Genomic DNA, 12,615 nt, shown 5'->3' with positions numbered 1-12,615 from the left:
CATCGGGCCCGACGATGAAGGACGAGACTCATGAATCCTGAACAGGCACGCTGGTTCGGCGAGAACTTCGCGGCGATCGTGAACAACGTCGAGCGCGCCATCGTCGGCAAGACCGAGGCCATCCGGCTCGCGGTCACGTGCATGCTTGCAGAGGGACACCTGTTGCTGGAGGACTACCCCGGCACGGGCAAGACGACGCTGGCACGGGCCATCGCGCAGTCGGTGCAGGGCACCAGCTCGCGGATCCAGTTCACACCCGACCTGCTGCCCTCCGACGTCACCGGCGTCACGATCTTCGACCAGAAGGTGGGCGAGTTCGAGTTCCACCAGGGCCCGATCTTCGCTTCGATCGTGCTGGCCGACGAGATCAACCGCGCCTCGCCAAAGACTCAGTCCGCACTGCTGGAGGTCATGGAGGAGGCCCGTGTCACCGTCGACGGGCAGTCCTACCCCGTCGGGCAGCCGTTCATGGTCATCGCGACGCAGAACCCCATCGAGCAGGCCGGCACCTACCGTCTCCCGGAGGCGCAGCTGGACCGCTTCCTGATGAAGACCACCCTCGGCTATCCCGACCGCCAGGCCACCATGCGGATCCTCGCCAGCGGTGGCAGCAGGCCACGCTCCGCCGCGCTGCCGTCCGTGGTCACGTCGTCGCAGGTCACGGAGATGAGCCAGCTCGCCGCGTCCGTGCACATCGAGTCGTCCGTGCTGGACTACATCGTCCGGCTCACCGAGGCGACCCGCGGCGCCGAGGACGTCCGGCTGGGGGTGTCGGTCCGCGGCGGGCTGGCGCTGGTGCGGGCCACGCGCGTCTGGGCCGCCTCCCAGGGCCGCCACTTCGTCGTCCCCGACGACGTCAAGATGCTGGCCATCGCCTGCCTCGCGCACCGCCTCATCCTCGACCCGGAGGCCGAGTTCAACGGGGTGCAGAGCGTCGACGTGATGGCCCAGATCCTGGGCGCCGTGCCCCCGCCGACCGAGCGCCAGCCGGCCTGATGACGGCTGCCGCGCGCTGGGAGGTCCCCGAGGAGGTCGAGCGGCCGAGCGCCGAGGGGCTCGCCACGGCCTACCGCCGCGTGTGCGAGGTCACGGGGATGCGGACCGCGGGGTGGCTGACCCTGACCGTCTCCGTCTCCTGCCTCGCGCTGGGCGTGGCGTTCGGGTGGGCCGAGTTCGTCGTCGTCGGCGTGCTCGCCTCCGTGACGGTGCTGCTCGCGCTGCTCTTCACCATCGGCAGGGCCGACCTGAGCGTGAGCGTGGACCTGACGCGCAGGTCCGTCGTCGTGGGGGAACCGGCCGCCGGCACGCTGGAGGTGCGCAACGCATCGGGGCGGCGTCACTGGGGGTCCCGGCTCGACCTGCCTGTCGGCGACACCGTCGCCAGCTTCCAGCTGCGCTCCATCCGCCCGGGGGAGGGGATCACGGAGCGGTTCCGGATCCCCACGGCCAGGCGTGGGCTCGTTCTGGTCGGTCCCGCGAACTCCGTGCTCGGCGACCCGTTCGGCCTCGCCGGCCGCGAGCGGCGCTGGACTGAGGAGCTGGAGCTGTACGTCCACCCCCGGACCGTGCCGCTGCCCGGTCGCCAGACGGGTTTTGTGCACGACCTGGAGGGCCACGCGAGCGTGCACCTGTCGTCGTCCGACATGAACTTCCACGCGCTGCGCCCCTACGTCGCCGGCGACGACCGCCGCCACGTGCACTGGCGCTCCACGGCGCGGGCCGGGCGCCTGATGGTGCGCCAGTACGAGGAGTCGCGCATGTCGCGCATCGTCGTGGCGCTCGACACCGGCCGATCGTCGTACCTCGACGCCGAGGAGTTCGAACTCGCCGTCTCGTGCGCCGGGTCGCTGGCTCTGCAGAGCATCTACGCCGAGTCGCCGCTGGCGCTGCTCACGACGCGTGACGAGCTGACGGCTGTGACCCCCGGCCGTGCCCTCGACTCCCTGTCGTTGGTCGAGCAGACCACCCGCGGCGGCGTCGGCGATCTTGTCGGCTCGACGGTGCTCCGCGAGCCGGGGGCCTCGATCGCCGTGGTGGTCACGGGGTCGTCCAGCACGCTGACGGCCGTGCGGGAGGCGTGCGCCAGGTTCGACATCGACATGCGCGTGGTGGGGATCCGCGTCGCGGCGGGGGCACCGCTGCGGGCCCGGACGGTCGCGAACACGACCCTGCTGCAGGTCGGATCGCTCGAGGAACTGCCCCGTGCCATGCGTGAGGCCGCCTCGTGAGGGCGCGGCGGGGCGTGAGTCACTTCGGGCAGCTGCTCGGGGGGTCCGCGCGGTGGGCGGCGGTCGACGCTGCCGCGGTGCTCGGCCTGCTGGTGCTCGTCGCGTTCGCCTTCTGGCCCGTCTACGGCACCGGCTGGCTGTTCGTCACCGTGCTCGGTTTCGGCGCGGTCGGCATCGGCATCGCGCTGCTCTCGACCTGGCGTCGGTGGGGGGCTGCGGCGGTGCTGGGAGCCGCCGTGGTGGCCTGGTTCGTGTTCGGTGGCCTGCTCGCCATGCCGTCGTCCACGGTCGGTTTCGTCGTCCCGACGGGCCGGACGCTCTACGGGCTGCTGCTCGGTCCCGTCACCGCCTGGCGTGACATGCTCCTGCTGGATCCGCCGATCGGCGAGACCTTCAACCTCCTGACCGTGCCCGGCCTCGTCGCCCTCGTGGCGGCGCTCGCGGCGATGCTGGTCTCGCTGCGCAGTTCGCGCCCGATGCTGGCCTTCGTCCCGTTGGCAGCTGCCTACCTCGTCGGTGTCCTGGTGGGCACGCAGGCTGCCTTCCAGCCGTATCTGACGGGCGCGCTGTTCTTCGTCACGTGCCTGGTGTGGACCACCTACCGGCGCGGCGTCGACCGCGGACGGCTCACGGGCGTGCGGGCGAGGCTGCGGCCCTGGCGGTTGCTCTCCGGCGTCGCGATGCTGGCCGTCGCGGCGGCCGCCGCCGTTGCGGTCGCCCCGGCACTGGCCGGTGGTCAGCAGCGCGAGACGGTGCGGGCGCAGCTGGAGCCACCCATCTCCACCGAGCAGTACTCGTCGCCGCTGCAGGCCTACCGGCTCAACATCACCCGGGAGCGGACCGACACGCTGCTGGAGGTCGCCGGGGCCACCGAGGGGCAGATCATCCGCGTCGCGACCCTCGACGAGTACGACGGCCTGAGCTACCGGGTCTCCAGCCTCGACGACGAGGCGATGCAGGCCACGACGTTCACCCGTGTGGGGCAGTGGATCGACGACGACAGCGAGGGCGTCGACGGGGAGGTCGACGTCACGGTCCGTGGCCTCGGCGGCGTGTGGGTGCCGACGATCGGGCGCACCACGAGCATCGCCTTCACCGGCGATCGGGCCGTCACGCTGGGCGATTCGTTCTACTACAACCACAGCTCCGGCACCGGGCTGGCCACGGCCGGCCTTGCGGACGGGGACACGTACACGCTCGGCGCCCGCGTCGCGCAGCGACCCGCGGACGACGAGATCGCGGTCGCCTCCGCGGGCAGCTACCAGCTTCCCGACTCGGCCGGCGTGCCGGACGAGATCGTGAGCCTCGCGCACGCGTGGGGCGACGGGCTCGCCACCGCCGGGGACGTGGCCCTGACGCTGGAGCGGAACCTCCGCCAGGGGTACTTCAGCCACGGCCAGGACGACGAGGCGGCGTCGCTGCCCGGACACTCCGCGCGGCGCCTCATCACGCTCGTCACGGACCCGTCGCGCATGATCGGCGACCACGAGCAGTACGCCGTCGCCATGGCGCTGATGGCCCGTGAGCTCGGCATCCCTGCGCGCGTCATCTACGGCTACCGCGTCGGATCTGGGCAGACGATCACGGGAGACCAGGTCGGGGCGTGGTCGGAGTTGTACCTCGACGGCCTCGGCTGGGTCACCTTCGACCCCACGCCGTCGACGGACCGGGTCTGGGACGAGGAGGACCAGCCGAAGCCGCCCGAGACCCAGCCCTACGTCGAGAACCCGCCACCGCCTCCTCAGCGGCCGGTCGTGCCGCCCGCCGACGAGGAGCTGCCCATCGACCCGGGCGAACCCCCGCAGCGCGAGGGACAGATCGACTGGGCGCAGATCGGGGCGCTCGTCGCGCTGACCGGCATCCCCCTGCTCACCGTCGTCGTGCCCATCGCGCTGATCCTCGGCCTCAAGGCACGCCGCCGCACCCGCCGCCGCCATGACCCCGTCACCGCCAACCGCGTCGCCGGAGCCTGGTCAGAGCTCGTGGACCGGGCCCGCGACATCGGTCGTTCTCCGTCCATCTCGGCCACCCGCAGCGAGCAGGCGGAGGCGATGGTGGCGGACTTCCCGCGGCTTGCCGACCATGGGGACCCGGTGACGCTGGCCAAGCAGGCCGACGGCGTCGTCTTCGCGCCCGAGGAACCGACGGAGGCGGACGCAGTGGCCTACTGGGGAGCGACCGGCGCGGTGCGCCGCGGAATGCGCAGGTCGGTGTCCTCGTTCCGGTGGGTATGGTCGTTCCTCTCCACCAGGTCGTTCCGACGCTCCGAAGCCGGTCGTCGACGCGGTGGGCACGGCACCTGAGGGCAGGGCCAGGTCGCTGTAGTCTTGGAGTTCAGGCGCGAGGAGGAGTGAGTTGAGTCGGATGATCCCACGGGGCGTGGTGGTCGCGAGCCTCGGCAGGCGCCTGCTCGCCGCGGTCATCGACACGGCCCCCTTCGTCGCGATCTACCTGCTGCAGTTCCTCATCGCCACGGTGGCCGACGCCGCCGCCGCCACGCTGGTGGCCGTGGTCCTCGGCGGCGTGCTCGCCGCCGGATTCGCCCTCTACCAGTGGTGGGCCTACGCGACACGCGGTGCCGGGATCGGTGCGCGCGCGACGGGGCTAAGGCTGGTGTCGCTCAGCAACGGGGAGCCGATCGGCTGGTGGCGCTTCTTCCTGCGGGAGGCCGTCTACGTGGCCCTGATGTCCACGGTCGTCGGCGGCATCGCACTGCTGATCTTCCTGGTGATCCACGAACGGCGCCAGGGCTGGCACGACCTGGCCGCCGGGTCGGTCCTCGTGCAGCGACGTAGCGCCCCGGCTCAGTCCCCGGCGCAGCCGCAGGCGGCCTCCCAACGCCCCACTACCGTCGGTCTTCCCCCGCATCTGGCCAGCACGTTCAGCCCGCAACCCGGCACGTCGAACAACTACGCCGCCTTCGCGCCCGATCCGAGTGCCCCCGACTGGCTCCCCGGGGTGCAGTCCGAGCCCCTCGACGGCGGAGTGCCCGCGGGACAGCAGACGGCGTGGACCCCGCCGCCCTCGCCCCGCTGGACGCCCCAGACCGGGCCGTCCCCGCAGCCGTCCCCTTTCGGCGCGTCGCTGCCCCCGACCGCAGAGACGCCGCTCGCGCCCGGACCCCGGCCCACCCCACAGTGGATCCCGCTGCCTACACCGTCGTCCGTGCTGGAACCGTCGTCGGGGCGGCCGCGCGTGCGTCAGCGCGAGTTCGGGGAGGTGGAAGAGGCCGACGGGACCAGAATCGCGCAGCTGCCCACGTCAGGAGGCAGGCCCGGTGATGCAGGCTGGTTCGTGCGCCTCGACGACGGCCGCGAAGTCGACCTGACGGTGACCGTGCTGCTGGGACGTAACCCGCAGAAGTCGGCCGACGACCCCCGCGATGTGCACCTGGTTCCCGCCTCCGGCGACGGCCGGATGATCTCCCGCACGCACGTGCTGATCGGCACCGACCTGCGCGGCGTCTTCGTCGTCGACAGAGGATCGACCAACGGCACCGCGCTGGTGACGGCCGGCGGCGAGCTGGAACCGTGCCCCGCCGACACGCAGGTGCGTGTGAAGGAGAGCCAGCAGGTCTCCTACGGCAACCGGTGGTTCACCGTGCTGAGGCGGCCGGAGCGCTGACGCTCAGACCTGGGTGCGGTGGAAGTTCAGGAACGAGCGCGACGGCGTCGGGCCGCGCTGGCCCTGGTACCGCGACCCGTACTGCGCGGAGCCGTAGGGGTGCTCCGCCGGTGAGCTCAGACGGAAGAAGCAGAACTGGCCGATCTTCATGCCGGGCCACAGCTTGACGGGCAGCGTCGCCATGTTCGACAGCTCCAGGGTCACGTGGCCGGAGAAGCCGGGATCGATGAAACCCGCCGTCGAGTGGGTCAGCAGCCCGAGGCGCCCGAGCGATGACTTACCCTCCAGCCTGGCCGCCACGGCGGGGCCCAGCGTGATCGTCTCGTACGTCGAGGCCAGCGCGAACTCGCCGGGGTGCAGCACGAAGGCCTCGCCGTCTGAGACCTCGATCAGGCGCGTGAGCTCCGGCTGCTCTGCGGCCGGGTCGATCGACGGGTAGCGGTGGTTCTCGAACACGCGGAAGTACTTGTCGAGACGCACGTCGACACTCGACGGCTGCACCATCTCGGGATCCCAGGGATCCAGGGTGATGCCTCCGTCGGAAACCTCGGCGCGGATGTCGCGGTCGCTCAGCAGCATGACCGCAACATTACCGGCGCGGGCGCGGCGCGCGCGAAGATGGGGGAGAGTGGACGCCGTCGGCGTCGGAGGGAGGAGCGCGGATGAGTGTCGGGCACGGCGGGGGATTCAGGGGCGGCGGACGGGTGCTCGGCCGCCTGGCGGCCGATCCTGAGATCGCGCACGCGAAGATCGACCGCGGCACGGCACGGAGGGTCATCGCCTACGGTGCACCGTTCACGGGCATGATCGTGGTGTTCCTCGTCGCCACCGTCGCGGGGAGCACGCTGTCCGTGGTCCCGCTGCTGCTCTTCCAGCGGATCATCGACGACGGCGTGCTGGCCGGCGACCGCGGCCTCGTCGTCACCCTGTCCGTGGTGGTAGCGGTGATGGCGCTGCTGTCCGCGGCCGTCAGCATCCTCGAGCGCTGGTGCTCGGCCCGGATCGGCGAAGACCTGATCTTCCGCATGCGCGTCGAGATCTACGACCACGTGATGCGGATGCCGCTCGCGTTCTTCTCCCGCTCGCACACCGGCAAACTCGTCTCGCGGCTCCAGTCGGACGTCACCGGGGCCCAGCAGGCGTTCACGTCGACGCTGTCCACGCTGGTGTCCAACGCGGTGACGCTGGTGCTGGTGCTCGCGTCGATGCTCGCGCTGTCGTGGCCGCTGACGCTGGCGGCGCTGGTCCTACTGCCGGTGTTCATGGTCCCCGCAAGCCGGATCGGGTCGCAGCTCGCGGACCTGTCGCGCGACCGCATGCAGGAGCAGGCGGAGATGTCGGCGACGATGACGGAGCGCTTCTCCGTCTCGGGGGCGCTGCTCGTGAAGCTGTTCGGCGACCATGCCACAGAGCAGGCCACCTTCGCGCGGCCCGCGCGCGCCGTGGCCGACAGCGGCGTCAGGATCGCCATGATCTCCCGGGTGTTCATGACGGCCCTGACGCTGGTCGGGGCCCTGGCCACGTCCGTGTTCTACGGCTTCGGCGGGCTGTCGGCCATCTCGGGGCAGCTCACCGTCGGCACGTTGACGGCGCTGGTGGCGCTGCTGGCCCGCCTGTACGGGCCGCTGATGCAGCTCGCAAGCCTCCGCGTCGACGTGATGAGTGCCCTGGTCAGCTTCGAGCGGGTGTTCGAGGTGCTCGACCTCACGCCGCTGATCGTCGACGCCCCCGACGCCCGACCGGTCTCCGGGCCGCCGAGCGTGCGGTTCACCGACGTCGTGTTCACCTATCCCGACGCCCGGGAGGTCTCGCTGCCGTCGCTGGAGCCCGCTGCCGCGGTGCAGGAGACGCCGTCGGAGCCGGTGCTCAAGGGGATCAGCTTCGAGGCGCGGCCTGGCCAGACCGTGGCGCTCGTCGGTCACTCTGGGTCGGGGAAGACCACGATCACACACCTGGTGTCGCGGCTGTACGACGTCGATTCGGGCAGCGTGCAGGTGGCCGGGACCGATGTGCGCGAGCTGCAGCTGGCGTCGCTGCAGGACGAGGTCGGCTACGTCACGCAGGACGCCCACCTGTTCCACGACACCGTCGGCGCGAACCTGCGCTATGCGAAGCCGTCGGCCACGGATGAGGACCTGTGGCGGGCGCTGGAGTCCGCGCAGATCGCCGACCTCGTCCGCCGCCTGCCCGACGGGCTCGACACCGTCGTCGGGGAGCGCGGCTACCGGCTGAGCGGCGGCGAGCGTCAGCGCTTCGCGATCGCCCGGCTGCTGCTGAAGGCACCGCCGATCCTGGTGCTGGATGAGGCGACGGCGCACCTGGACTCGGAGTCGGAGGCCGCCGTGCAGGTAGCCCTGGACACCGCGCGGGAGGGCCGCACGTCGATCGTCATCGCCCACCGCCTCTCGACGGTGCGCCACGCGGACCGGATCCTCGTCGTCGAGGCCGGGCGCGTCGTCGAGTCCGGCACGCATGAAGAGCTGCTGGCCGCCGGCGGTCACTACGCGACGCTGTACTCGACGCAGTTCGACGACGCCGACGCGCGGTAGCCGCTCCGTGGCCGGTTCCCTGAGCCAGACGCCACCTGTTCCCCTTCGCTGCGCTCAGGGCGTTTCGACAGGCTCAACGACCCGGTTCCCTGAGCCAGGCGCCACCTGTTCCCCTTTGCTGCGCTCAGGGCGTTTCGACAGGCTCAACGACCCGGTTCCCTGAGCCAGACGCCACCTGTTCCCCTTCGCTGCGCTCAGGGCGTTTCGACAGGCTCAACGACCCGGTTCCCTGAGCTTGATGCTCCTATGTGGTGTCAAGCGGTTGTGAGCCATTCTCTGTAGCGGGTGGTGAGGGTGTCGTTGCGCAGTGTTCCGCGTTCGATGCCGGAGATGCGGGCTGGCCAGACGCCGAGTGCGTGGCCGGCTTGGGTGGTGGTGAGGCCTTTGGCGTGGCGGAGGGGTCTGAGGTCGTTGATGGGTGGGACCACGGGTGGGGTCCAGATCGCGGTGATGATCAGGTGGGAGATGTAGCGCTTGAGGCAGCGGGTCGCTTCGCGGCGGGTTTTGCCTTCTGCTTGTTTCTTCGCGAGGTAGGCGATCGTGTCAGGATCGATGCGGGCTCTGGCCAGGGCGATGGTGTGTAGGGCCCGGTTCGCGCGTCGGTCTCCGCCGCGGTTGAGGCGCATCCGGTGGGTTTTGCCGGAGGAGGCGGGGATCGGGGCGACGCCGCAGAGTTTCGCGAACGCTGCCTTCGAGTGGATCCGGGTCGGGTCGTCGCCGACGGTGACCAGCAGTTGGGCGGCGGAGATCACCCCGACCCCGACGAGATCGAGGACGCCGGGTGCTGTCTGGGCGACCAGGGTCTGCAGCTGGGGGTTGAGGAGGTTGATCTCGTCGTCGAGGTCACGGATCCGTCGCGCCAGGGACCGCAGCGCGGTCATGGTGGAGGACTGGTCGACGGGGCCGTGGGGTCGGCAGGCGGCCAGCTTCGCGTGGAGGGCCTTCCCAGTGAGTCGGCGGTAGGTGTCGCGGACCTGGTCCGGGGCGGTCACGAGCAGGCTTTTGAGTTGGACGATGGCCTGGGTGCGGGCCTTGACCGCGGACTCCCGCGCCGTCAGGAGGACCCGGATCGCTTCAACATTGCCGGTGCCGGGTTTCGGCAGGGGGAGGGTCTCGCCGGTCAGGAGGGTGCGGGCGGCCAGGATCGCGTCCAACGGGTCGGTCTTGCCATGGAGTCTGCGGGCGGCGCGTTTCGGGCGGATCACCTCACGCACTGCGATCCCGGCCCGGGTCAGGAACCGGGACAGGCCCGCCCCATACGACGAGGTTCCCTCGACCCCGACCAGTGCGACCGTCCCGAACGAAGTGACGAAGTCCAGCAGCTGGCGGTACCCGGTGAGACTGGTCTCGATCTCCAGGTCGCCGAGGAGTGCCCCGGTGGTGTGGTCGAGGACCGCGACGTGGTGGGTGGCGAGATGGGTATCGACTCCCGCTACCACTGTGGATGGATGGGTTGGCATCATGTGAGGTGTCGCCTTTCAAGGGGGGTGACACCTGCTCGGGGACCAGGCAGTCAGGACGCTGACGGCGGCTTGCCAATCAAGCCCCAGGCTCCTATCAAGACATGCCACGGGTCCCCGGGCAGGACTCCGAGAATGTGTCCCCGCCCCGGGCGGAGTGGACAGATCAAACCCAAGACACGAAGTCAGTCGAAGGGAGAGCCACACCCCGCCGAGACGAGGACCTAACAAGTATCAGCGTCGAAGGGCGCCGAGCGGAGCGAGGCGGAACGGCCTGCTCAGTAGTCGCCGTCGTCGGTGGAGCCGTCGAGGACGGCGCGCGTGCCGGACAGGCCCAGGCGCGTGGCGCCGGCCTCGACCATCGCGTTGGCGGTGGCGTAGTCGCGGATGCCGCCGGAGGCCTTGACTCCGAGGCGACCGCCGACGGTGGCGGCCATCAGTTCGACTGCGTGCACGGAGGCGCCGCCCGCGGGGTGGAAGCCGGTGGAGGTCTTGACGTAGTCGGCACCGGCGGCCTCGGCGGCCTTACAGGCGGCGACGATCTCCTCGTCGGTCAGGGCAGCGGACTCGATGATGACCTTCAGCAGGCCGGAGGTCGCCTGGCGGACGGCCGCGATCTCGGCCTCGACGAGGTCGGCGCGCCCCTCCTTGAGCAGGCCGATGTTGATGACCATGTCCACCTCATCGGCGCCGAGCTTGGAGGACTCCGCGGCCTCGGCGGCCTTGGCGGCGGGGGTGTGGTTGCCGGAGGGGAAGCCGCACACGGTGGCGACCTTGACCTCGCCGAGTTCATCGGTGATCGGCAGCATCGACGGCGACACGCAGATCGAGAAGGTGCCCAGCTCCCGGGCCTCGGCCACGAGCGCGGAGATCTGCGCATGTGTCGCGTCGGTCTTCAGCAGCGTGTGGTCGACCATCTTGGCCAGGGCGGTGCGGGTGATCTCCATGCGGACTCCAAGTGAAGGGATGGTGACAGTCCCCCAAGGCTACCGCGGGGGCATCGCTCACTCCGGGTGAGCGTCGGCCGGCATTCTGAAAAGAGATTAGTTCGAGAGCTGGCCGAATCGAGGTTGAGTGTCTAGGGTTACTCAGCTGGCGCAAGGGAGACCGGCTCGGACCGTGAGGAAGCAGTTGATGGCACCTGGACGAAGTGGAACAAGAAGCAACGTTGCCTCGGCGGCCCCATTCCCTGAGTCCCTCCGGTTCCCCCTTCCGGCATAACAATGCCTATTTCGGGCCAGCTGCAACATGGGAGCAGCAGCCCCGGTATAGGCATGTTTGTGCGCGGAACCCGGTTCAGTGAGCGGCGACCGGCGGCCGCGGGGCGAGCGGGAGCTCCACGCGGAAGGTGGTCGCGCCCGGGGCGGAGGAGACGGTGGCGCTGCCACCGAATCCCTCGACAACGGCGCGGACGATGGCCAGGCCTAGGCCCGTCGAGTGGGCTGCTGAATGCGCGCGGGCGTCGTCGGCGCGGGAGAAGCGCTCGAACACGTGGGGGAGCGTCTCGGGTGGAATGCCGGGGCCGTCGTCGGAGACCTCGATCACGGCGCGACCCTCGCGCGTGTGCACGGAGGTGCGCACGGTCGTGCCGGCGGGCGTGTGCGTGCGGGCGTTGGACAGCAGATTGACCATGACCTGATGAAGCTGATCAGCGTCGGCGAGCACGGTGACCTCGGAATCCGGCAGTGCGAGCAGCCACGCGTGGTCGCGACTGGCGGCCTGCGAGTCGCTGACGGCGTTGAGGACGACCTCGACGGCGTCGACGGGGCGGGGCTCGACCTGCTTGTCCGAGTCGAGCCGTGCCAGCATCAGCAGGTCGCCGACCAGCTTGCTCATCCGCTTGGCCTCAGCGTCGATCCGGCCGAGCGCGAAGGCCGGATCCTGTCCCTCCGGGGCGCGCTGGGCCAACTCGGCGTAGCCGCGGATCGCCGCCAGCGGGTTGCGGAGCTCGTGCGAGGCGTCGGCGACGAAGCGACGGAGCTTGACCTCGGACGCCTCGCGGGCAGTCAGGGCGCTCTCGACGCGGTCGAGCATGTGGTTGAAGGCGGTGGCCAGGCGGGAGACCTCGTTCGTGTCCGGCTGCTGAGAGTCCTCGACTCGCGGCACGTCGACGGCGCCGCGCTCCAGCTCCAGCTGGCTGACCTCGGTGGCGGTGTTCGTCAGGGCAACCAACGGGCCGGTAGCGCGGCCGAGCACCTCCCGGGTGACCAGCGCGGTCGCGCCGATGGCGACGAGCGAGACGCTGCCGGCGAAGATGCCGAGCCACAGCAGGGACCGGTTGATCTCGGAGGTCGGCAGGCCGATGATGATGGTTCCACCCTGCGAGGTCGCCCGCGCCTCGACGCGGAACTCGCCGTAGCCGGTCAGCGTCAGCGTGTACTTCTCGCCGTCGCCCCGGACCGCCAGGAGCTCCTCCACCGCGGTGTCGGACAGGGGCTCGACCGTGGTCGCGACCCCGGCGCTGGTGGCGTCGGCCAGACGGCCGGCCAGCGCGGTGCCGTTGCTCAGCTCGACGGCCATCACCGTGCCGACCCGCACGCCGGCCGCGTCGATGCCGGGCACGGAGTCACCGAATCCGGGGCGGTCGAAGCCGCGCGCCTGCCTGGCCTGGGTCGAGTCCAGCTCGGTGTCGAGCTGCGACATCAGGATCGCGTGGGCGCCGAACAGCGTCGTGAGGCACAGAAGCACCGCCATGACGGCGACGGTGACGACGAGCCGCGGCAGCAGCTGCGATGCGAGCGAACCGCGGCGCAT

9 protein-coding genes are annotated in these 12,615 nt (G+C 70.6%); 5 read left to right on the top strand and 4 right to left on the bottom strand.

Annotated features, from left to right (window positions below):
• Window positions 1-30: 30 nt before the first annotated feature.
• The 4 genes from QH948_RS12525 to QH948_RS12510 all read left to right on the top strand — a co-directional run bounded on the left by QH948_RS12525 (window position 31) and on the right by QH948_RS12510 (window position 5,852).
• Window positions 31-996: an AAA family ATPase gene (locus QH948_RS12525; protein ID WP_219082891.1), complete on the top strand. Its 966-nt coding sequence runs from the start codon at window positions 31-33 to the stop codon at window positions 994-996.
• Entirely contained in the window at window positions 996-2,228 is a 1,233-nt protein-coding gene (locus QH948_RS12520) for a DUF58 domain-containing protein (RefSeq protein WP_281144688.1), read from the top strand. Before QH948_RS12525 ends, QH948_RS12520 begins: the two co-directional genes overlap by 1 nt.
• Before the next feature lie 14 nt (window positions 2,229-2,242).
• A complete protein-coding gene (locus QH948_RS12515) occupies window positions 2,243-4,531 on the top strand; it encodes a transglutaminase-like domain-containing protein (protein WP_281144687.1) in 2,289 nt (762 codons plus the stop codon).
• Between the two features lie 61 nt (window positions 4,532-4,592).
• Window positions 4,593-5,852: an RDD family protein gene (locus QH948_RS12510; RefSeq protein WP_281146199.1), complete on the top strand. Its 1,260-nt coding sequence runs from the start codon at window positions 4,593-4,595 to the stop codon at window positions 5,850-5,852.
• 3 nt (window positions 5,853-5,855) lie between these two features.
• On the opposite strand, the gene dcd is transcribed toward QH948_RS12510, so the two are convergent.
• The gene (gene dcd / locus QH948_RS12505) at window positions 5,856-6,431 is read right to left on the bottom strand and encodes a dCTP deaminase (protein ID WP_219082898.1); all 576 of its coding nucleotides are present in this window, start codon (window positions 6,429-6,431) and stop codon (window positions 5,856-5,858) included.
• Window positions 6,432-6,514: 83 nt separating this feature from the next.
• Here dcd and QH948_RS12500 point away from each other — a divergent pair, with 83 nt between their 5' ends.
• A complete protein-coding gene (locus tag QH948_RS12500) occupies window positions 6,515-8,401 on the top strand; it encodes an ABC transporter ATP-binding protein (RefSeq protein WP_281144686.1) in 1,887 nt (628 codons plus the stop codon).
• A gap of 254 nt (window positions 8,402-8,655) precedes the next feature.
• On the opposite strand, the gene QH948_RS12495 is transcribed toward QH948_RS12500, so the two are convergent.
• The 3 genes from QH948_RS12495 to QH948_RS12485 all read right to left on the bottom strand — a co-directional run bounded on the left by QH948_RS12495 (window position 8,656) and on the right by QH948_RS12485 (window position 12,615).
• Window positions 8,656-9,864 (bottom strand): IS110 family RNA-guided transposase, encoded by a 1,209-nt coding sequence (locus QH948_RS12495; protein WP_281143793.1) that lies wholly within the window; start codon window positions 9,862-9,864, stop codon window positions 8,656-8,658.
• Window positions 9,865-10,139: 275 nt separating this feature from the next.
• A complete protein-coding gene (gene deoC, locus QH948_RS12490) occupies window positions 10,140-10,808 on the bottom strand; it encodes a deoxyribose-phosphate aldolase (protein WP_281144685.1) in 669 nt (222 codons plus the stop codon).
• A 349-nt stretch (window positions 10,809-11,157) separates the two neighbouring features.
• A complete protein-coding gene (locus QH948_RS12485; RefSeq protein ID WP_281144684.1) occupies window positions 11,158-12,615 on the bottom strand; it encodes a sensor histidine kinase in 1,458 nt (485 codons plus the stop codon).

This window comes from Tessaracoccus lacteus (genome assembly GCF_029917005.1).
GTDB classification, from domain to species: domain Bacteria; phylum Actinomycetota; class Actinomycetes; order Propionibacteriales; family Propionibacteriaceae; genus Arachnia; species Arachnia lactea.
The sequence above is the reverse complement of the archived record's forward strand: the minus strand, read 5'-3'. Positions and strand labels throughout refer to the sequence as shown.

Excerpts from the sequence above, each read along its gene's own strand:
- QH948_RS12495 (WP_281143793.1), bottom strand. The coding sequence starts at position 9,864 with ATGATGCCAACCCATCCATCCACAGTGGTAGCGGGAGTCGATACCCAT.
- QH948_RS12510 (WP_281146199.1), top strand. The coding sequence starts at position 4,593 with ATGATCCCACGGGGCGTGGTGGTCGCGAGCCTCGGCAGGCGCCTGCTC.
- QH948_RS12520 (WP_281144688.1), top strand. The coding sequence starts at position 996 with ATGACGGCTGCCGCGCGCTGGGAGGTCCCCGAGGAGGTCGAGCGGCCG.
- dcd (WP_219082898.1), bottom strand. The coding sequence starts at position 6,431 with ATGCTGCTGAGCGACCGCGACATCCGCGCCGAGGTTTCCGACGGAGGC.
- deoC (WP_281144685.1), bottom strand. The coding sequence starts at position 10,808 with ATGGAGATCACCCGCACCGCCCTGGCCAAGATGGTCGACCACACGCTG.
- QH948_RS12500 (WP_281144686.1), top strand. The coding sequence starts at position 6,515 with ATGAGTGTCGGGCACGGCGGGGGATTCAGGGGCGGCGGACGGGTGCTC.
- QH948_RS12485 (WP_281144684.1), bottom strand. The coding sequence starts at position 12,615 with ATGCGCCGCGGTTCGCTCGCATCGCAGCTGCTGCCGCGGCTCGTCGTC.
- QH948_RS12525 (WP_219082891.1), top strand. The coding sequence starts at position 31 with ATGAATCCTGAACAGGCACGCTGGTTCGGCGAGAACTTCGCGGCGATC.